Raw genomic sequence first — 19,533 nt, 5'->3', positions numbered from 1 at the left:
AGGAGGGAAGCCGTTTGCACGCGTCGATCGAAACGGCCAAACCAAAACCGGCCCGCGACTGGGCGGCGATTGGCGCGGCCATTGAAGAGGAGCTAGCCGCCATTACGGCGGGAAAACGACGGCGGAAAATCATCGCTGTGCTTGTCAAAAACGGGCTCGGCATGGTGCTGGGCGACGCCATCGCCCATAGGCTGCGGGGAAAGGGAGGGGACAACGACTATTGGCGCCATGTCGGCCGAAGGCTGCGCCTGGCGTTTGAGGAGCTCGGCCCGACGTTCATCAAGCTCGGGCAAGTGCTCGTCACCAGGCAAGATTTACTGCCGGAGCCGGTGACACTCGAGCTTGAGAAGCTGCTCGACCGGGTGCCGCCGATCGAGTTTGCCAAAATTCAATACATTCTCGAACGCGAGCTGTCCGACGGCCTCGAGACGTTTGAGTGGATCGACGAAACGCCCCTCGGTTCAGCGTCGCTCGCCCAAGTATACAAAGCGAAGCTGAAAGACGGTCCGGTCGTCGCCGTGAAAGTGGTGCGCCCGACGGTCGAAAAGCTGTTTCAAACCGATATCGCCATTATCAAAAAAATGGCCGCCCGCCTGCAAAAGCGGCTGCCGCCCGAGCTGCAGGCCGCCCTCGATCTTGGGGGGCTCGTGCAAGATTATTACAGCAGCGCCATGGATGAGCTCGACATGACGGAAGAAGCAAGAAAAATGCAAGAAATGAAGCAAAAGTACGAAAGGAGGGCTGAACATGTCACGGTTCCGCACGTGTATGAAGCGACGAAAAGCGTCTTGATCATGGAATACATTGACGGCTGGCTCATTAAAGACTTCCCTGTCGATTTTCTCACCTTCGAAGAGCGGGTCAACATCATGATCGATCTTGTCCATCATTACGTGCAAACGATGCTCGACGGCCATTATCATGCGGATGCCCACGGTTCCAACATTATGATTGACAAGCGGACGAAAAAGGCGGTCATCATCGACTGGGGGATGACCGGGCGGATGGACAGCGTGATGGCGCAAATTTTGATGCGTGTCATTTTGCACATCCAGCTCAACCAGGCGGAAGACGCCGCCGAAGTGTTTATGGAACTGATGTCGCCCACCATTTACACCGATGTTGTCAAATTGAAAGATGAACTGCGGACGTTGACGTTAAACTATGTGTCCGCCCATCAAGGGAGCAGCCGCTACAACTACGGCCGCCTCGTCCTTGAAGCGACGGCGATCGGGCTCCGCAACTACTGCAAAGTCCCGAACGGCTTGGCGCTTTGGGCGAAAGGATTTTCCGCCACCGAAGGGACGGCGCGCTGGATTTGCCCGGAAATTTCGTACGGCGAAGTCGTGGAGGCGTATGAAATTCCAATTTTAAAAAGCATCCTCGGAAAGCGCTTTAATTTTCGCGCCAACGCGAGTCTTGTCGCTGAAACGGCGGAAATGATCGCCACCTTCCCGCGCCGGTTCAACAAAGTGTTGGAGACGATGGCCGAAAACAAATGGCGCATGACCGTGCAAGTCCAAACCGACCCGGTGACGCGCAATACGCTCAACCAAATCGCCAACCGTTTGGCGCTTTCCCTCATCGCGTTTGCCATCATTATGGCCACCGGGTTTATTGTCGCCAGCATCCCGGGCGGAACGTTTCTCGGCATGGAGAAAACGACGATCGCCAACATCGGGTTGGCCGTTTCTGTCATCTTGGTCGTTTTCCTTGGCTGGCGGCTGTTCCGGACGCGCAAACAGCGGCCGCGATTTTAAAGAGGGAGGAAGGAACATGCGCGAGGAACAAGAAGAGCTGACGATGTCAAAGCGCATCGAAGCGTTTTACCGGCAAAGCGGCGGGCCGGGAAGCCCGACGATCCGGCGGTTGCTCGATAAGCATTTGCTGTATGGGAAAGACCACGGCCTGCCGGGGAAAAAGGAAGAGTTTGAGGATGTCATCCGCGATGTGTTTTTGCAAGACCATTCGACCCGGCCGCTCGTCATCGGCCTTTTCAAGCTGAAAGAAACGCTCAAGCAGGAATGGGACGCCTATTTGGATGCATTGCGGGGCCGCGGCATCCGTGAAGAGGAAGCGGATATGGCCGGCAAGCGGGCGTAATGGGCGGATGGAAAAGGAGGGAACGACATGGCAAAAGCCGCAGTATTGCACCGCTACGGGGAGCCGCTTTTCATCGAGGAAGTGGAAGTGGCAGCCCCGAAGCGCGGGGAAGTGAAAGTGAAACTGAAAGCAGCCGGCCTATGCCATAGCGATTGGCACGTCATCGACGGAACGCTCCCGCTGCCGCTGCCGATCGTGCTTGGTCATGAAGGGGCGGGCATCGTCGAAGAGGTCGGGGAAGGGGTGACAAGTGTCAAACAAGGCGACCATGTGGTGCTCAATTGGGTGCCGTCATGCGGGACGTGCAGCTATTGCCGCACCGGGCGGCCCGATCTATGCGAGGAGGCGGCAAGGCTGACGGCGACCGGGACCATGCCCGACGGGACGACGCGCTTTTCTTGGCAAGGGAAGCCAGTGTATCAGTTTTTAACAACCGGCGCGTTCAGTGAATATACCGTTGTGCCTGAGCAGGCCGTCATTCCGATTCGCCGCGACGTGCCGTTTGAAGTGGCCGCCTTGATCGGCTGCAGCGTCATCACCGGCGTCGGCGCCGCCATTCACACGGCCAAGGTGAGCCCGGGCAGCACGGTCGCGGTGATCGGCGCCGGCGGCGTCGGATTCAATATCATTCAAGGAGCCGCGTTAGCGGGGGCGAAACAAATTATAGCCATTGATGTCGTCGATGAAAAATTGGCGATGACGAAAACGTTCGGGGCGACGCACACCGTCAACGCCCGCGAGGACGATGCCGTCAGCGCCGTGCTCGACTTGACCGACGGCATCGGCGTCGACTATGCGTTTGAAGCGATCGGCCGCCCGGAGACGATGGCCGACGCATACAACATGACGCGAAAAGCGGGAACGACGGTCATCGTCGGCATCGCCGCGCCGCATGAAACGGTGGAGATCAACGCCTTTTCGCTGCCGTCCCAATCCAAAACGTTGACCGGTTCGTGGCTTGGCCAAGGCAATCCGCCGGTTGACTACCCGAAGCTGCTTGATTTGTACGCGGCGGGCAAGCTGAAGCTCGAACCGCTCATCAGCGCCGTCTATTCGCTCGACCAAATCAACGACGGATTCGCCGCCTTAAAGAGCGGGCAAAACATTCGCGGCATCATTCGCTTTGAAGAATGAGACGACAAGCCGCCCCGCGTGCGTTTGGGTGAACAAACAAGAGAAGCTGTTGGGCGGTCGGAAAGAGGGCGTTCCATCCGCCCTTGGACGAAAACGGGAAGGCCGGTGTTTGGACGGGCAAACAAGGGGATCGAAAAAACGTGGAACGATCGAGACGAGAGGGGGATTGACATGCCGGTGTTTCAAAGCGAGCAGGAAGTATACGACGTTCTCGGCCGCTTTTTTGAACGCGTGGCCGAAACGGAAGAGTCAAAAGAATTGATTGCGGCGACGGAGCTCGGGCCCGGATATGACGCGTTTGTCCAATACATTTTCCATAAGCCGGAAGCGAAAATTACATGGGCGCAGGAAAACAGGAAATTGAAAATTGTCTGCGGCGAAACAGCGCTGCGCCCGGAGCTCATTTTTGAGCAGACGGCGGATGTCGGGCATAAATTTTGGCTCGGGAAGCTCGATTTGCAGCAGGCGCTCGCCCGCCAGCAAATCAAAGTGCAAGGGCCGCTTGTGAACGCCTTGAAAGTATTGCCGCAGCTTGACGCCATTTACCCGGCGTACCGCGAATATTTGCAGGAAATCGGACGGAGCGACTTGTTGCTATAGCAGGCGAGCTTGGGAATGCATGGCGGGATGTCGCCAGGGGGCGCTGTAAGCACTTGAAAACGCGCTGTCTCCATCGGCTTTGCGCCCGATATAGCGGTTGGGAAAGGAGAAACGACGATGATTTCTATGAAAACAACAGAAGCTGGTTTATGGATTGGAGGAGAATGGCGGCCGGCGGCGGATGGCGCGATGTTTGACGTCATCGACCCGGCGACAGGCCAAGTGACGGCCCGTGTGGCCAACGCCGGGGAAAAAGATGTCGACGCAGCGGTCGCCATCGCCGAAGAGGCGTTTTCGGACCGGCGTTGGCTGTCGATTCCGCCGCTCGAACGCGGGCGCATCTTGCGGCGCATCGCCGAACTGATCCGCCAGCACCACTACGAACTGGCGCAACTCATGACGCGGGAAAACGGCATGCCGATCAATCTAGGGTTGTTTATTGAAATTCCGCTTGCCGCCGACTGCTTCGACTTTTTCGCCTCGCTCGTCGTCAAGCCGCAAGGGGAGGTGCTGCCGTTTTCCGTCGCCGGCTCGGCGCCGGATTATATGGCGTGGACGATGAAGGAGCCGATCGGGGTGGCTGGGCTCATCACCCCGTGGAACTTTCCGCTTTTGATGCCGTCATGGAAAATCGCCCCAGCGCTCGCTGCCGGCTGTACGATGGTGTTAAAACCGGCGCCGGAAACGCCGCTGACGGCGTTGAAGCTTGCTGAGATTTGCCATGAGGCCGGCGTGCCGGAAGGCGTCATCAACGTCCTGCCTGGACTCGATGAGGCCGGAAAAGCGCTCGTCAGCCACCCTGGCGTGCCGAAAATCGCGTTTACCGGCGAGACGGCGACCGGCCGCCATATTTTGCAAGCGGCCGCGCCGCACATCAAACGGGTGACGCTCGAGCTCGGCGGCAAGTCGCCGAACATCATCTTTGCCGACGCCGACTTGGAACAGGCGGCGAAAAGCGCGCTGTTTGGCGTGTTCTACAACTCCGGGCAAGTGTGCCAAGCGGGAAGCCGCATTTTAGTCGAACGGTCGGTTTACGAAACGTTTGTCGAGCTGTTGGCCAGCAAAGCGAAAAAGCTGAAAGTCGGGCCTGGCGTGGATGCGCGCAGCGACCTTGGCCCCGTCATCAGCCGGGAGCAATACGAGAAAGTGTTGCGCTACATTGAGATCGGCAAGCAGGAAGGAGCACGGCTCGCGGCGGGCGGAAGAGCTTTGGAGGGGCTTGGCGGCGGCTATTTCATCGAACCGACGGTTTTTGCCGATGTATCGCCATCGATGCGCATCGCCTGTGAAGAAATTTTCGGGCCGGTCGCCGCTGTCATTCCGTTTCAAGATGAAGAGGAAGCCGCCTCCATTGCCAACGATACGATTTACGGCTTGGCGGCGGCGGTTTGGACGAATGACATCAAACGGGCGCTCCGCTTAGCGCGGCGGGTGAAAAGCGGAACCGTGTGGATCAACACGTACCAAGTGCTGTCGCCGACTGCGCCGTTTGGCGGGTACAAGCAAAGCGGCCTCGGGAGAGAGCTTGGCATGCAGGCGCTTGATGCCTATCTCGAGACGAAAACGGTTATTTGCGACTTGAATGACCGGCCGATGACGTTGTTTTAACAGCAGGGGAAAACCTTGTCGGAACGTTTTTACTTTCGAAGGACATTCGGACGGATCGATTTCATCAAAGCTGAACGATATAAGGAGGGAATAATGATGGTCCATCATGACGGCTTTCAAACTGTGAAAGCAACGATTGACTGGGAGCATCCGATGTATAAGTTGTATGAAAAAGCGAAGCGGAACGGCAAATGGAACCCAGCCGACATCGACTTCAGCCAAGATCAGAAAGATTTTGCCAGCTTGACGAGCGAAGAAAAAATTTCCGCGCTGCCGCTTGTTGCCGGTTTCTCGGCCGGCGAAGAGGCGGTGACGCTCGACATTTTGCCGATGGCCCACGCCCTCGCGCGCCAAGGGCGGCTGGAGGATGTCTTGTTTTTGACGACGTTTATGCATGATGAAGCGAAACATGTCGAGATGTTTTCCCGCTGGCAGCAGGCGGTCGGCATCGGGCAAATGGATTTGTCCGTCTTCCATAACGATGATTACAAACGCATCTTTTATGAAGCGCTGCCGGAAGCGATGAACCGTCTGTACACCGACGACTCGCCGGAAGCGGTCATCCGCGCCGCCACCGTCTACAACATGATCGTCGAAGGGACGCTTGCCGAATCAGGCTATTACACGTTCCGACAAATTTATAAAAAAGCCGGGCTGTTCCCTGGCCTTTTGCAAGGGATCGATTACTTGAACATGGATGAAGGCCGCCATATCCAATTCGGCCTTTATACGATCCAGCGGCTCGTCAATGAAAATGAGCGGTATTACGAGTTGTTTATCCAGTATATGGATGAATTATGGCCGCATGTCATCGGCTATGTCGCCTATTTGACCGAGCTCGGAAAGCGCCAGCAGCAGCTCGCCCGCACATATGCGCTCGAGATCGACTATGATTTGTTGAATCGATATGTGGTGAAACAGTTCAACCTCCGCAAAAAGCAAATCAGCCGCACGAAGCGCGTCGACGTCGTTGAGGAGCTCGAAAAAACGGCTGCTGAGTCATGAGCGGACGGGCGGGTGGCCCCCTCCCCCCGCCCGCATCTAGAAAAGGTCGGTGATTTGGGGAAAATGCACCAGCAAGGAGCAGCTTGGTCAACAGCTCTTTCGTGCATTCGGGGACCCATCTTTTTGAAGAAAACGCGGCTTTTCACCAATCTTCTAAAAAAACAGGGGAGAAAGCGTCTCATCCAGTATTTTTCCAGCTTGGGCGCGAAATAGGTGCGAGGGAGGGCGCAGCCGGTTTGTGCGGCATGTGGGCAAGACCGCTGCTGCCTTCAAGGGGAGCAAGGTATTTATTTTGGGGGGAATAGGGATGAATCAAAGCTTGTCGGATGAAGGAACACAAAGGGGGCATGAAAAAATGGGGAGCTTGTTTGCGGTCAATCCAAAACGATTTGCCATTGCGGGTGGGACGGGATTTCTCGCCGTCATCGCTTTGGTTGCCATGTTGCTTCTGTCAGGGACGGCGTTTGCGGCGTTTCCGCTTTCAGGAGTTGGGGGATTTACGATCAGCGCTGATAAAATTACGGGAACCGGGTTTAAACTGTATCCCGCCATCGGTGAAACCGAACAAAGAGGGGCTTGGGGACAGGCCGCCGTCGACTTGGCGTCGGCGAACATCACCAATTTGGTGCTGACGAAAAACATCAACACCGAATCGGCTCTCGGCGCTTACGGCATTAAAAGCATCGATGTTGTCGTTACCGGCGGCAATGTGAGCGGGCAAAATTTAAAATTGCGCGTCACCGGCATTCAAGCGGACAGCACGTCATTTGCCGGCTTGGAGACGCAAGAGCATAAAACCGACAACCCGCTCAATGTTATCGATTTGAGCGCGCCGAGCTTGACTCTTGACAAACCGAGCTTGAACACGCATTACATGTCGGCTGGGTCGATCACGATTCCGAACATGAAGTTGAAAGTGATCGCCAACATGAAGGACGGAAGCCGTGTCGGCGACTTTTAATCCGGTCTGATCATCATTTGAATGAGAGCGGTTCATCTCCTATTCCTCCCAAAATGAATTGGATGATCTGTGATCTTGTTCCTTGTGTCGAAAGTTGCATCAACTGTGGATCAAAGGGGTGACGGAAAGAGGGACGGCGGAGTGTTCAGCTTGTCCGCTGCTGTCACTTGCCGAGAGAGAAGATGAAAACGGGTAAAGGGAGGCAAGACCATGGGAAAGATGTTCGAGATTGGGCAAATTGCGGTCATAGGGGCGCTGACGGGCGCGTTTATCGGCGGAATCGTGCTCCAAGGAGGGATTGAAGGAGCGCTGTGGGGTGGACTGGCGCTGGCCGCTGTTCTCGCGGCGGCCGTTTGGCCGCTTCTCGAACGCCCAACTGCTTTGATGCGAGCGAAATATGGAGCGGCGGCTTTTTTGCCCGGCATGCTTGTTGGCGGGAGTCAATGGCTGTCGATCGGGGTTGTTGGGGCAGCGGTGGGAGGGGCGGCGAGCAGCGCGCTGGCTGCTTTTGTTGCCTCTCGCCTCATCGTGCGCCAGGAAGAACAAGGCCGTTATATCCGCACGCGTTTTCATTACGTCTGGCTGTTTTTTGGTGGATCCCTCGTGACGTTTTTCGCTTTAAACGCCCTGTTTGTCGCTGAGAGGGCGGCGCCGTGGCAAACATGGGCGCGATCGATTCCGATGGCCGTTCAGTCCTCCATCGTTCTTGCCTTCGTGTTGCTTGGATATATGATTTGCATCGGCTGGCAAAAGAGAAAGACCGAGACATGGCGGCAAGCGCGGTCGGCTGCCCGCCGGGCGGGGGGAGCGCTGCTGGTTGGAGGGTTGCTGCTTATCGCCGCCGCTTCGATGTTCCATTATGGCCTTTGGTCTGTTCACGATGCAGCCCGCTTTGTCGGGCCGCTGTTGTCGTATGCCTTAGGTTGGATGCTGCCGTGCGCCGTCGGGCTTTTGCTTGCTAAAAACCGCTATCGTCCTGTGTTAGGATCGGTGCTCGGGATGATTGGCGCGATATTCGTCTTGATCGTTGGCATTAGCGTGTTTCCGATGTTGCTGCTTCCTGGAAGCGGGCTGATGTGGGCTGGGCTGGTCACGGGGCTGGTGATGATCGTTTTGTCCATTTTAAGCATGATCAAACCGCAAAGCCATGTCACCATCGGCAGCTTTCTTATTCTTGCTTCCATTCTGTCTTTCGTCGGTGCAGCAGGAGGTCTGATCATCGGAGGGGTGATCGGGCTTTTAGGAGGTGCGCTTGTGGTCGGATGGAGCGGGAAACAGGAAGAAAAAACAAGCAGTGATTCTTCTCCCCCCGCCTCTCCGATCCCGCCGCATTCGCCAACGATGACAGGATAAAGGAGGAACCCAATGAAATCCATCAAATGGCTCAAAATGTCGTTTCTTGCGTTGCTGCTTCTCCTCTGCTTGCCGCTTGGCGGTTCGCGTTCACTCGCTGCAGGGGAGGAACAAGGATTTGTCATTCATGCTGATAAAGTCGTCGGCATCCTCGATTTAGGGGGCATTATCCTTGGTTCGCCGAAAGTGATCGTCGGCAAGCTTCCGATTGCGTTCATCCAAGCAGACATCAGCGGATTGTCAATGGAACGGGCCATCGACACGCCGCAAGGAACCATCGTGCTGTCGATTCGCTCGGAAGGAACAGCGAGCGCCACTTGGATGAAGCTCGATGTGACGAAATTGAAGTTCGGGGGCCTTTGCTTGGATGGGTTTCCCATTAAGCAGTGCTTGAGAGACGTCACGTTGGTGGCGACGAAGATGACGGCCTCCCGTCTCTCCATCCCCGGCATGTCGCTGTCGGCCTCATTTTCTGGTGCAACTCTAGCGCAAGCGGAGCAAAGCGCACTCGAACAAACAGATCTCGCGCAAGAAGCGGAACGGCTCATCTGGCAGCTGGATGAACAAAAGCAAGGCGATAACAGCGCCGCCCGTATGGTTGAGACGCTGCAAGCAAACGTCCCAGCGTTGGAGAAGCGTGTCAAGGCGAGAACGGATGAATGGGGGACGCTCGCAGAAAAGCTGAACGCTGTTTCGGCTTCTCTCCAACAGCTTGAACGGGCCATGGCGGGCGGACAAACAGCTGGAAGCGAAGAAAGAGCGCAATATGAAGAAATCAAGGTTCGACTGCAGGAGTGGAACGAAATGATCGATCAACAAACGGCCGCCATCCGCCAAGATATCGAGAAATGGAAGGAACAAGACGCTCTATGGAAGAACGCAGTTTCGTATGCAACAGAAACGTTGAAGCTTGGAGAACAATCAAAAGCGATGAATCTTCTTTCGGCTTTGCGCTCGTCGCTTGATCGCGTCAAACAACAGCTTGACAAGCTGGAAACGGACGGAGCAGTTTGGCGCAAAACGGCGAACGAGCTTGAACAGCGGCTGAATGCAGTAGTTGAATGGTGGAAGTCCAAACCGGCTGCCGAAGCGAACAGCGCGGACGGACGTTCTCAGCCCCCGCTTCCTTCGCCGGGAGCAGATGAGGAAGGGAAACGGTAAAGACATAGAAGGTTGGTAATGATAGAAAAGAAATGCTCTTCTTGAACTGCGAAACTCTACAACGCTTTTTTCACTTGAAAGCGACAAGTTCGCGCAATGGTGGTTTTTTCACCAACCTTATAGAAAACAAGAGGGCAAGGCGTTTGGCTCCTTGCCCTGTTGGTGTGGACCGATTTCAGCAAGAAGCGCGCATGCCGACGCTACGGTGAACTACCCACCACCTACGCTTCGCTTAGAGATGGGGGCTTCAAGCGACTTGTGTGTGTTCGCCGAACGGTAAGCCACACACAAGAACCCTTTACGCTTCCCTTCGTTCCGAAGGTGTCCGTTCTAGCCATATTCTATCCTATTCGTTGGCTAACGCCAACCGACATTCATCTCCCACTTTCACTTCGTTTCAAAGCGGGAGACTTCTTTCGGAAAGATGTTAAATGATTCCGTCGCGAATCGCTTTGACAATGGCTTCAGTCCTGTTTTTGGCGTTCATTTTTTGCAAAATGGCAGACACATAATCGCGCACCGTGTATTCGCTCAAATGGAGACGCTTTGCCGCCTCGTACGTTGACGCCCCTTCGGCGACGAGCTTCAGCACTTCGATTTCCCGCGGCGATAAATGCGGCGTCGGCTGAACAAGATCGGAACGCCCTCCGCTGCATTTGGCCAAAATCTCCCCCGCGCTTTGTCCGAATTTCATCACCGCCGTGTAAAGATCATTGGACAATTGAAAGGACGTCTTCGGACCGCAATCCAAAATGGCGGCGCCGATAAGCCGATTTTCCGACGGCGCGTAAATGGGAGCGATGACAATCGATTCCAGTTGAAACTGCTTGACGTATTTCATCGGCAATCCTTGCGCGGCATGGCGGACATAAATGGGCGGCACGTTCGTCATCTGGCGGCCGAGCAGCTGCAGCCGCTGGATGTATTGCTTAATGAACGGAAGGCTGTCGATGTGTTCGTGAATGCTTTTGATGTCATGATTGTTCAGTTGATAACCGTACAATCCGAATCCGCTTTCATGAGTGCTTGAATAGGCGAACAGGGCACATCGTTCAAACGGCAAGTAAGCGACAAATCCGGTTGAAATGTACTCGATCGCTTCGTTCAGCGATTTGGCCCGCATAATCCATTGGTCAAACAACAAGACGGCGTCTTTCCAAAGATGTTGCTCTTTTGTGCGAATGACGGCCTTCTGGGCGGCATGAGACTGTTCGAGAGCGTGAAGAAGAAACGGGATGACGAGTTGTTCTTCCCCTTCTGCGCAAACGAGCAAAAGATCGCTCCCCCATGGGAGCGGAATCAATCGCATTCCACCCGCGTCCATGCGGGAAAGAATGCGTTCACATAAAGCGAAAATCGTCTCTCCATACATCGCGCCTTCTGTGAGCACATCGGCCGCGCTTCCATGCCATTTGGCGACGATGAATCCACCGTCCGCTGTTCTTGCCAGCTGGGCGATCCAGGCGATCGGCAGCTGCTTGGATGAAACGATTTGCGAAAGAAACTGCTCCAAATCGAATTCGGGGCAGCCAGAAGCATTGACGGACTCATGAAGCTTCGAAAAAACGTACTGAATGGCTTGATGAACGCGAAATTCCACAATACCGTCCGATTGAATGGCTTCGTGAACCGCGTTTTCCATCATCGATAAAATGGCGGTGGACTGGTTGGGTGACAGCCCGCCGTTTCGCTTTTCCCACTCGCGGCGAAATGACGCCAGCCATTCATCGATATCATTCATGGGATCAAGCCATTGCGAAGAGAACACGTCAACGGCAAGCCGCAAAGGCTGGGCCGCGGCATGCTGCTTGTCCTCCAGTTCGCGGCATTTGCCCAGCCAAGCGGATAAAATGTCGTCGCGGTGTTTCCGAATCATCTCCCATCCTTCTTTCAAAATGGCGTCCAATCGGATTGACAAGCGCAAGTCCATTCGTTTTCCCTCCTTAAGTTTTTTTCTTGTTTTTTGTCCAAACGATATCATTGCTTCCGTTTCGTGTATCGATCGTTCCATACAATTGGGCGTCATGGGCGTCGGATGTTGGTTGATGCCGGGAGAGAAAAACGAGTGCAAAGATGTTGGAAACAAGAGAAACCGGTTGCGGAAAGTCCTATGATCATCGTGGTGATATATATTAATAATATTATAACAATTCTGTCTATTATGATACAAATGGTTTGCGAACCGTATTTCCATTGTGTACGATAGAGATAAAGAAACGAAAGGGGATCATAAACGGATGAGCACGACCGAACATAAACAAGAAGCCCCCCAAACCGTCCGCTGCAAAGTCATCACCGTCAGCGACACGAGAACGGAGGAAACCGACCGAAGCGGCCGGCTGATGATCGAGCTGCTCACGGAAGCCGGGCATGAGGTCGTCGGCTATGAGATCGTCAAAGACGAAGCGGACGCCATTCGCGAGGCAGTGCTTGACGGTTGCCGCCGCGCCGATGTCGATGCCGTGCTCACGAACGGCGGCACCGGCATCGCCAAGCGCGACGTGACGATCGAAACGGTCGGTGCGCTGCTTGAGAAAGAACTCGTCGGCTTTGGCGAGCTGTTCCGCTTCTTGAGCTACACCGAAGACATCGGCCCGGCCGCCATGCTGTCGCGCGCCGTCGCCGGCGTGGCGATGGACACCGCCGTCTTTTGCACTCCCGGCTCCACCGGCGCTGTGCGCCTCGCGATGACGAAGCTCATTTTGCCGGAGCTTGGGCATGTCGTGAGGGAGATTCGGAAGGATAGGGCGCCGCGTTGACGAAAAGAGAACATAAGCGAAAAAGAGGATGCCCGCTGCGGGCATCCTCTTTCATTCATCAAGCCTTGATGCATTTTTCCCGCTCTTGATTGCGCAGGATGAACCGCTGGATTTTTCCGCTTGGCGTTTTCGGCAGTTCGGCGACAAATTCGACTTCGCGCGGGTATTCATGCTTGGATAAGCGCGTTTTGACGAACAAGGACAGCTCGTCGGCCAGCTCGTCCGACGGCGCAAAGCCTTCTCTGAGCACGACAAACGCTTTGACGATTTCCCCTTTGACGGGATCCGGCTTCCCGACGGCGGCTGCTTCGACGACAGCCGGATGCTCAAGGAGGCAGCTTTCGATTTCAAACGGCCCGATGCGGTAGCCGGCGCTCGAGATGATGTCGTCCGCCCGTCCTTGGAACCAGAAATACCCGTCTTCGTCTTTTGTCGCCAAATCGCCGGTCAAAAACCAAGGGCCAACAAGCCGCTCGGCGGTTTTTTCAGGGTCTTTCCAATACCCCTTAAAGACGTTCGGGATCGAGTCGGTGTTAAAGGCAATTTGTCCGACTTCGCCGTCGGCGACTGGGGTTCCGTTCTCATCGAGCAGGGCCACGTCAAAGCCCGGCAGCGGCCATCCCATCGAGCCTGGCCGGATTTCCATCTCGGCGGCGTTGAAGTTTCCGATCAGCATCAACGTTTCCGACAAGCCATAATGGTCGTGGATCGTAACGCCCACGTGCTCTTGGAAAAAGCGGATGACTTCCGGATTGAGCGGTTCGCCCGCTGAGCTCATGGCGCGCACGTTCAGTTGATAGCGGCGAATGACGTCCGCGCCGGCCGCCGCCATCGCCCGATACGCGGTCGGGGCGTACGCGAAATTGGTCACCCGGTATTTTTCCATCAAGGAATAGCACGTCTCCGGCTTAAACGGCCCTTCGTAAAAGACGATCGGCACGCCAAAGGCCATCGGCGCAAAGGTGCAAAAGACGAGCCCGTACGCCCAGCCCGGATCCGCCCCGCCGAAAAAGACATCGTCATCGCGCAGGCCAATCGCATAGCGCATATACGGATAAATGTTGATGAGCACGTTGTGCGGCCACATGGCGCCTTTTGGCATCCCGGTCGAGCCGGACGTATACTGAATCGCGAGCAGATCGTCGACCGTCGTTTCTTCGATCGAGTGCTCAGTCGACTCTTTCGAAAGCGCTTCCCAAAATGGCTGGTCTTGATCATGAGACGGTCCGTCAATGACAAAAATGTATTCCAATGTCGGCATGTTGTCCCGCGGCGGCAGTTTGGCGCGCTGTTCCTTGTTCGTCAAGAGGACTTTCGCCTCGGAATGGTTGATGCGATATTCAATCGCCTGCGGGCCAAACGCGGTAAAGAGCGGCACATACACGGCGCCGACCTTCCAAGCCGCCAAAATGTAGACGACAAGGGCCGGGTTTTTCGGCATGAGCGCGCAGACGCGATCCCCTTTTTTCACGCCCAGCTTGCGGAACACGTTCGCCATTTGGTTCGACCAATCGCGCAATTGCCGATAGGTGATCGTTTTTTGCTCTCCTAAAGCGTTTTCATAAAACAGCGCAATGCGGTTCGGATCCTCGGCATACCGGTCGCATACTTCGTGGGCGGCGTTGAACCGGCTGCGGGGATCCCAGTCGTAATGAGCGAATGCCTGATCCCAAGAAAATGATTGAATGAGTGAGGCAGGTGATAGATGGTTGGCCATGTCTGATCCCTCCGTTGTGTGAAAAGGAGTCAAATCAATAATAATTGAAATAAAAATAAAATTCAATATATTTTTGAAGGATAATAAATGGAACCCATTGGAGAAAGGGGATAGAATGAAAAAAGAGGAGCTCCCCAGCTTGAGCGCTCCTCTCAATCGCCAAGAAAGCTTTCGTTTGCGGCAGCGTATCCTTCGTCATCACGGCGGAATCCGCCGCATCAATCCCCGATCTTCTGGTCAAAATCGTTGCAGCCGCATGGTTTGTCTGCCGTCTAAAAAGGGGACAAGCGGCATCAGCGCTCATTTGTTATGGGGTGTTATGGTTTTTCGACCCGCTTTTTTCCGTGTCGCGATGAAACGGATGGAGCAATGCGATACCAAATCCACAAATCGTTGACGATCGAAGCGAGTTCGGCGATGTCAGCATTGAGCTGGCACGAGCGTGCGAAATCCGCTTCTTGGCCGAGTTCGTCTTGTTTTTTGTTGATTTCCCGCTCCAGTTCGGCGATGCGGTCGGGGATCAAGCCGCGGATCGTTTCCCATTCCAGTAAAATCGCCTCTTGTTCGTTTGGGCTGTAGTCCTCCCAAGGCTTGTCCAGATGCGGCAGGCGGATGCCGAGCCGTTTGTCGTCGATGAAGATGCCGTTCATTCTTGCCGCCTCCTTTTTTTCTATTATACGAAACATTTCCGCATATCGGTGAGGAATTTTTATTCTTTTTGTTGAATAAGTATTGAAAAATCACGGGAAAGCTGATAAAGTGATAATGTATTAAATTTGAATATTTATTTATATTTAAGTATATTTATGTGACAGGAGAGGAGAACGACCATGGCAAATCCGAAATTGGTGCTGGCATACTCTGGCGGTTTAGATACATCAGTCGCGATCAAGTGGCTCCAGGAGCGCGGATATGATGTGATCGCGTGCTGCTTGGACCTTGGGGAAGGGAAAGACCTCGATTTCGTGAAAGAAAAAGCGCTCAAAGTCGGGGCGATCAAATCGTATGTCATCGACGTCAAAGACGAATTTGCGAACGAGTATGCGCTCATCGCCTTGCAGGCGAACGCGTTGTACGAAGGGAAATATCCGCTCGTTTCGGCGCTGTCGCGTCCGCTCATCGCGAAAAAACTCGTTGAAATCGCCGAGCTCGAAGGCGCGGTGGCGGTGGCTCACGGCTGCACGGGGAAAGGGAACGACCAAGTGCGCTTTGAAGTGTCGATCAAAGCGCTCAATCCGGATTTGGACGTGATTGCCCCGGTGCGCGAGTGGAGCTGGTCGCGCGAGGAAGAAATCGAATACGCGAAACAGCACGGCATTCCGATTCCGGTTGACCTTGACAGCCCGTTTTCCATCGACCAAAACTTGTGGGGACGAAGCAACGAGTGCGGCATTTTGGAAGACCCGTGGGCGGCGCCGCCGGAAGAGGCGTATGAGCTGACGGCTTCGCTTGAGAACGCGCCGGATGTGCCGGATGTCATCGAGATCGGCTTTGAACAAGGTGTGCCGGTGACGTTAAACGGGAAGGCGTATCCGCTCGCGCAGCTCATTTTGGAGCTGAACGCGTTGGCCGGCAAGCACGGCGTCGGCCGCATCGACCACGTCGAAAACCGCCTTGTCGGCATCAAGTCGCGCGAAGTGTACGAATGCCCGGGGGCGATCACGCTCATCAAAGCGCATAAAGAGCTCGAAGACTTGACATTGGTGCGGGAAGTTGCGCACTTCAAACCGATCATCGAACAAAAAATCGCCGAAGTCATTTACAACGGTCTTTGGTTCTCACCGCTGAAAGACGCGTTGGTCGCGTTTTTGAAAGAAACGCAGAAAAACGTCACCGGCGTCGTGCGCGTGAAGCTGTTTAAAGGCCATGCGATCGTCGAAGGGCGCAAATCGCCGTTCTCGCTCTATGATGAAAAATTGGCAACATACACGTCCGAAGATGAATTTGACCATCAAGCGGCGGTCGGATTCATTTCGCTGTACGGCCTGCCGACGAAAGTCAACAGCATCGTGAACAAGCAAAACAAGGCGTCGGTGCCGACCGGCCAATGAAGGAAAATGAAGGGAACTTCATGAAAGGAAGGAGGAAGTCGCATTCCTCTGCGGCGAGATTCGTGAAAAAGCTTTGGGGCGGACGGTTTACGAAAACAGCGGAAGAATGGGTCGACGAGTTTGGCGCGTCGATCCCATTCGACCAAGAGCTCGTTGAAGAAGACATTGAAGGCAGCCTTGCCCATGTGACGATGCTTGGCGAATGCGGCATCCTGCCTGAAGACGATGTGGAGCAGATCAAAGGCGGGCTCATCCGCCTGTTGGAAAAGGCGAAGCAAGGGGAGCTCGAATTTTCCATTGCCTACGAGGACATTCATTTAAACATTGAAAAAATGCTCATCGACGACATCGGACCGGTCGGCGGCAAGCTGCACACTGGACGGAGCCGGAACGACCAAGTGGCGACCGATATGCATCTATACTTGCGCAAGCGGGTTGAAGAGATTCTCGGCCTCATCCGCGGGCTGCAGCGGGCGCTTGTCGCTCAAGCCGAAAAGCATGTCGAAACGATCATGCCTGGATATACGCATTTGCAGCGGGCGCAGCCGATTTCGTTCGCCCACCATCTGCTGGCTTATTTTTGGATGCTCGAGCGCGATTATGAGCGGTTTTCCGAGTCGCAAAAGCGCATCAACCGCTCGCCGCTCGGCGCCGGGGCGCTCGCCGGGACGACGTTTCCGATCGACCGGCATCGGACGGCGGAGCTTTTGGGCTTTGCCGATCTTTACGAAAACAGCCTTGATGCGGTGAGCGACCGCGATTTCATCATCGAATTTTTAAGCAACAGTTCGATGCTCATGATGCACCTGTCGCGGTTGGCCGAGGAGTTGATTCTTTGGTCAAGCCAAGAGTTCCAGTTCATTGAGCTGGATGATGCGTTTGCGACCGGCAGCAGCATCATGCCGCAAAAGAAAAACCCGGACATGGCCGAACTCATCCGCGGCAAAACCGGCCGCGTGTACGGCCACTTGATGGCGCTCCTCACGGTGATGAAAGGGCTGCCGCTCGCCTACAACAAAGATATGCAAGAAGATAAAGAAGGCATGTTTGATACAGTAAAGACGGTCATCGGGTCGCTGAAAATTTTCACCGGCATGATTGAAACGATGAACGTGCGCACGGACGTCATGGAGCGGGCGACGAAACAAGACTTTTCGAACGCGACCGAGCTTGCCGATTACTTGGCGGCAAAAGGCATGCCGTTCCGCGAGGCGCATGAGGTCGTCGGAAAGCTCGTCTTGCATTGCATCGAACAAGGCGTCTTTTTGGCCGATTTGCCGCTTGACGTGTACAAAGAAGCGTCGCCGCTTTTTGAGAAAGACATTTATGACGCCTTGCACCCGCGCACGGCCGTCAACCGCCGCAACAGCGCCGGCGGCACCGGTTTTGCCGAAGTGCGGGCGGCGCTTGAAAAAGCGAAAGAAAAGCTAAACACCCCGTAACGGCGGGGTGTTCTTTTTTGGCATTCACCGGCGGCACAGAGAATGGATGCATTCGTTGAGCGCGGAAGGCTATTCTTTCGGCGTCCGCACAACAAGCACATCGCATTTCGCATGGCGGACGATGTTTTCCGAGACGCTGCCGATCAGGAACCGCTCGACCGCGTTCAACCCGGTCGCCCCGCAAATGATGAGGTCGGCTTTGTATTTTGGAGCGACGTCTTTGGCGATTTTCACTTTCGGCGAGCCGAATTCGACCGCGATGTCCACATCGTCGAGTCCCGCGGCGACGGCTTCGTTTTTATACCGCTCAAGCAATTCGTTCGCATACTGTTCCGAACGTTCGGCGAGGGCATAATCGTGCGCTTCAACGGTCGTAAAGCCGCGCAAGTCGATGATGTGGGTCAAAATGAGTTTCGCCCCGTTTCGCTTGGCGATTTGAACCGCTTTTTTGAACGCCCATTCCGCTTCCTTCGAGCCATCGACGGCGACGACGATCGTTTGGTAGGTCATGGTCATGTTCTCCCCTCCCTTTGGTGAAAAATGCTATCTCTATATATGGTATACCCATCGCCCTTTGACGAGAAACTAGGCCATATATTGAGATTTTGTGAAAGAAGGAGGAAGGGCGATGGAAAAGCGGCATAACGACTGGCAGTACGATGAAGAGGAAGTACGGACGATCACCGAACAAATTACCGAATCGTACGAGAGCGGCATCATTGACGATGACGAATCGTATTACGACCCGCGCCGCGAAGTCGGCGAATAACCATGGCGCCCATGCGCTATGGTTATTTTTTTGTATTCCCCCTTGTTTGTAGTAAAGTAAAAATGAGACCGCAAATCGCGACGAGGAGGGAGAAGGGTGCGGCATGCGTTGATCACGGCCGGAGCGAAAGGATTGGGGAGAAAGGTGACGGAGCTGTTGCTTGATCAAGGCTACTCGGTGACGGTGAACTACCGGAGCGATGAGCAGGCGGTGCGCTCGCTTGCCGAGAAGTATCGCGGCGCCGCTGACCGCCTCCAGTTTGTGCAGGGAGATGTGACGGACAAAAACGATTTAGCGGCGCTTGTGAACGCCGCCATGGAGCGGTTCGGCCGCATTGACTGCCTTATTAACAACGCAGGCCCCTACATTTTCGAGCGGAAAAAGCTGGCCGATTATACGGAAGACGAATGGTACGAAATGATTGAAGGCAATTTGAGCTCGGTCTTCCATTTAGTGAGGCGGACGATCCCGATTATGCGAAAACAGCGGTTTGGCCGCATCATTACGTACGGATTTCAAGGAGCGGCGGATGCCCCCGGCTGGGTGCACCGTTCGGCGTTCGGCGCGGCGAAAGTCGGGTTGGTGTCGCTGACGAAAACGATCGCCCTGGAAGAGGCGGAATATGGAATTACCGCCAATATGGTGTGCCCAGGCAACATTGTCGGCGCCATGAAAGAGGCGGGGATCGCCGACGCCCGCGTGAGAAGGGATGCGGAAACGCCGGTCGGGCGCCCGGGGACTGGCGAAGATATCGCCCGCGTCATCGCGTTTTTATGCGAGGACGACTCGGATTTCATCACCGGCGCCGTCATTGACGTCACCGGCGGAGCGAACGTCATTTACCGCCACCTTTTCCGTTGAGAACAGCGC

Annotated in this window: 18 protein-coding genes; 14 read left to right on the top strand and 4 right to left on the bottom strand. The window is 54.9% G+C overall.

Translation table 11 applies throughout. The annotated features are described in order from the left end of the window. The first annotated feature begins 14 nt into the window (after nucleotides 1–14). The 9 genes from QWV57_RS14160 to QWV57_RS14120 all read left to right on the top strand — a co-directional run bounded on the left by QWV57_RS14160 (nucleotide 15) and on the right by QWV57_RS14120 (nucleotide 9,925). Complete coding sequence (locus QWV57_RS14160; RefSeq protein ID WP_015375618.1) at nucleotides 15–1,760, top strand: ABC1 kinase family protein; 1,746 nt, start codon at nucleotides 15–17, stop codon at nucleotides 1,758–1,760. Between the two features lie 16 nt (nucleotides 1,761–1,776). Then, the gene (locus QWV57_RS14155) at nucleotides 1,777–2,103 is read left to right on the top strand and encodes a hypothetical protein (protein ID WP_011232249.1); all 327 of its coding nucleotides are present in this window, start codon (nucleotides 1,777–1,779) and stop codon (nucleotides 2,101–2,103) included. Between the two features lie 27 nt (nucleotides 2,104–2,130). After that, nucleotides 2,131–3,237: a Zn-dependent alcohol dehydrogenase gene (locus QWV57_RS14150; protein ID WP_015375616.1), complete on the top strand. Its 1,107-nt coding sequence runs from the start codon at nucleotides 2,131–2,133 to the stop codon at nucleotides 3,235–3,237. Between the two features lie 171 nt (nucleotides 3,238–3,408). After that, a complete protein-coding gene (locus QWV57_RS14145; RefSeq protein ID WP_033005185.1) occupies nucleotides 3,409–3,837 on the top strand; it encodes a hypothetical protein in 429 nt (142 codons plus the stop codon). 117 nt (nucleotides 3,838–3,954) lie between these two features. Next, a complete protein-coding gene (locus QWV57_RS14140) occupies nucleotides 3,955–5,445 on the top strand; it encodes an aldehyde dehydrogenase family protein (RefSeq protein ID WP_301099975.1) in 1,491 nt (496 codons plus the stop codon). Between the two features lie 96 nt (nucleotides 5,446–5,541). Then, nucleotides 5,542–6,450, top strand: coding sequence for a R2-like ligand-binding oxidase (locus QWV57_RS14135; protein WP_033005187.1), 909 nt, complete (start codon nucleotides 5,542–5,544; stop codon nucleotides 6,448–6,450). A 355-nt stretch (nucleotides 6,451–6,805) separates the two neighbouring features. Beyond that, nucleotides 6,806–7,411 (top strand): DUF6230 family protein, encoded by a 606-nt coding sequence (locus QWV57_RS14130; protein ID WP_015375612.1) that lies wholly within the window; start codon nucleotides 6,806–6,808, stop codon nucleotides 7,409–7,411. 210 nt (nucleotides 7,412–7,621) lie between these two features. After that, entirely contained in the window at nucleotides 7,622–8,764 is a 1,143-nt protein-coding gene (locus QWV57_RS14125; RefSeq protein WP_015375611.1) for a DUF6114 domain-containing protein, read from the top strand. 12 nt (nucleotides 8,765–8,776) lie between these two features. Then, a complete protein-coding gene (locus QWV57_RS14120) occupies nucleotides 8,777–9,925 on the top strand; it encodes a hypothetical protein (protein ID WP_015375610.1) in 1,149 nt (382 codons plus the stop codon). A 427-nt stretch (nucleotides 9,926–10,352) separates the two neighbouring features. Here QWV57_RS14120 and QWV57_RS14115 read toward each other — a convergent pair whose 3' ends face one another. After that, complete coding sequence (locus QWV57_RS14115; RefSeq protein ID WP_033006571.1) at nucleotides 10,353–11,855, bottom strand: response regulator transcription factor; 1,503 nt, start codon at nucleotides 11,853–11,855, stop codon at nucleotides 10,353–10,355. A 307-nt stretch (nucleotides 11,856–12,162) separates the two neighbouring features. Here QWV57_RS14115 and QWV57_RS14110 point away from each other — a divergent pair, with 307 nt between their 5' ends. After that, complete coding sequence (locus tag QWV57_RS14110; RefSeq protein ID WP_015375608.1) at nucleotides 12,163–12,684, top strand: MogA/MoaB family molybdenum cofactor biosynthesis protein; 522 nt, start codon at nucleotides 12,163–12,165, stop codon at nucleotides 12,682–12,684. 58 nt (nucleotides 12,685–12,742) lie between these two features. On the opposite strand, the gene QWV57_RS14105 is transcribed toward QWV57_RS14110, so the two are convergent. Together QWV57_RS14105 and QWV57_RS14100 are read right to left on the bottom strand one after the other, a co-directional pair. After that, nucleotides 12,743–14,401, bottom strand: a complete 1,659-nt coding sequence (locus QWV57_RS14105; protein ID WP_033006570.1) for an acetate--CoA ligase — start codon at nucleotides 14,399–14,401, stop codon at nucleotides 12,743–12,745. A gap of 317 nt (nucleotides 14,402–14,718) precedes the next feature. Continuing rightward, nucleotides 14,719–15,051 (bottom strand): hypothetical protein, encoded by a 333-nt coding sequence (locus QWV57_RS14100; protein ID WP_015375605.1) that lies wholly within the window; start codon nucleotides 15,049–15,051, stop codon nucleotides 14,719–14,721. Between the two features lie 180 nt (nucleotides 15,052–15,231). Between QWV57_RS14100 and QWV57_RS14095 the strand changes: the two genes are divergently transcribed. Continuing rightward, on the top strand, nucleotides 15,232–16,452 hold the full coding sequence (locus QWV57_RS14095; protein WP_015375604.1) for an argininosuccinate synthase: 1,221 nt from the start codon (nucleotides 15,232–15,234) through the stop codon (nucleotides 16,450–16,452). Between the two features lie 62 nt (nucleotides 16,453–16,514). Continuing rightward, a complete protein-coding gene (argH, locus tag QWV57_RS14090; protein ID WP_301099972.1) occupies nucleotides 16,515–17,894 on the top strand; it encodes an argininosuccinate lyase in 1,380 nt (459 codons plus the stop codon). A gap of 69 nt (nucleotides 17,895–17,963) precedes the next feature. Here the strand turns inward: argH and QWV57_RS14085 are convergent, their stop codons facing one another. After that, nucleotides 17,964–18,410 carry a universal stress protein gene (locus QWV57_RS14085; protein ID WP_301099971.1) on the bottom strand — a complete coding sequence of 149 codons (447 nt, stop codon included), beginning with the start codon at nucleotides 18,408–18,410 and terminating at the stop codon, nucleotides 17,964–17,966. 112 nt (nucleotides 18,411–18,522) lie between these two features. Here QWV57_RS14085 and QWV57_RS14080 point away from each other — a divergent pair, with 112 nt between their 5' ends. Both QWV57_RS14080 and QWV57_RS14075 read left to right on the top strand, forming a co-directional pair. Then, on the top strand, nucleotides 18,523–18,663 hold the full coding sequence (locus QWV57_RS14080; protein ID WP_164977992.1) for a hypothetical protein: 141 nt from the start codon (nucleotides 18,523–18,525) through the stop codon (nucleotides 18,661–18,663). A gap of 96 nt (nucleotides 18,664–18,759) precedes the next feature. After that, nucleotides 18,760–19,524: an SDR family oxidoreductase gene (locus QWV57_RS14075; protein ID WP_301099970.1), complete on the top strand. Its 765-nt coding sequence runs from the start codon at nucleotides 18,760–18,762 to the stop codon at nucleotides 19,522–19,524. Nucleotides 19,525–19,533 lie beyond the last annotated feature (9 nt).

The organism is Geobacillus zalihae (assembly GCF_030414215.1).
Taxonomy (GTDB): Bacteria; Bacillota; Bacilli; order Bacillales; family Anoxybacillaceae; genus Geobacillus; species Geobacillus zalihae.
Note: the sequence above shows the minus strand (reverse complement) of the source record. Positions and strands in the feature narration are given on the sequence as shown.

Excerpts from the sequence above, each read along its gene's own strand:
- QWV57_RS14155 (WP_011232249.1), top strand. The coding sequence starts at position 1,777 with ATGCGCGAGGAACAAGAAGAGCTGACGATGTCAAAGCGCATCGAAGCG.
- QWV57_RS14150 (WP_015375616.1), top strand. The coding sequence starts at position 2,131 with ATGGCAAAAGCCGCAGTATTGCACCGCTACGGGGAGCCGCTTTTCATC.
- QWV57_RS14145 (WP_033005185.1), top strand. The coding sequence starts at position 3,409 with ATGCCGGTGTTTCAAAGCGAGCAGGAAGTATACGACGTTCTCGGCCGC.
- QWV57_RS14140 (WP_301099975.1), top strand. The coding sequence starts at position 3,955 with ATGATTTCTATGAAAACAACAGAAGCTGGTTTATGGATTGGAGGAGAA.
- QWV57_RS14135 (WP_033005187.1), top strand. The coding sequence starts at position 5,542 with ATGGTCCATCATGACGGCTTTCAAACTGTGAAAGCAACGATTGACTGG.
- QWV57_RS14130 (WP_015375612.1), top strand. The coding sequence starts at position 6,806 with ATGGGGAGCTTGTTTGCGGTCAATCCAAAACGATTTGCCATTGCGGGT.
- QWV57_RS14125 (WP_015375611.1), top strand. The coding sequence starts at position 7,622 with ATGGGAAAGATGTTCGAGATTGGGCAAATTGCGGTCATAGGGGCGCTG.
- QWV57_RS14120 (WP_015375610.1), top strand. The coding sequence starts at position 8,777 with ATGAAATCCATCAAATGGCTCAAAATGTCGTTTCTTGCGTTGCTGCTT.
- QWV57_RS14115 (WP_033006571.1), bottom strand. The coding sequence starts at position 11,855 with ATGGACTTGCGCTTGTCAATCCGATTGGACGCCATTTTGAAAGAAGGA.
- QWV57_RS14110 (WP_015375608.1), top strand. The coding sequence starts at position 12,163 with ATGAGCACGACCGAACATAAACAAGAAGCCCCCCAAACCGTCCGCTGC.
- QWV57_RS14105 (WP_033006570.1), bottom strand. The coding sequence starts at position 14,401 with ATGGCCAACCATCTATCACCTGCCTCACTCATTCAATCATTTTCTTGG.
- QWV57_RS14100 (WP_015375605.1), bottom strand. The coding sequence starts at position 15,051 with ATGAACGGCATCTTCATCGACGACAAACGGCTCGGCATCCGCCTGCCG.
- QWV57_RS14095 (WP_015375604.1), top strand. The coding sequence starts at position 15,232 with ATGGCAAATCCGAAATTGGTGCTGGCATACTCTGGCGGTTTAGATACA.
- QWV57_RS14085 (WP_301099971.1), bottom strand. The coding sequence starts at position 18,410 with ATGACCATGACCTACCAAACGATCGTCGTCGCCGTCGATGGCTCGAAG.
- QWV57_RS14080 (WP_164977992.1), top strand. The coding sequence starts at position 18,523 with ATGGAAAAGCGGCATAACGACTGGCAGTACGATGAAGAGGAAGTACGG.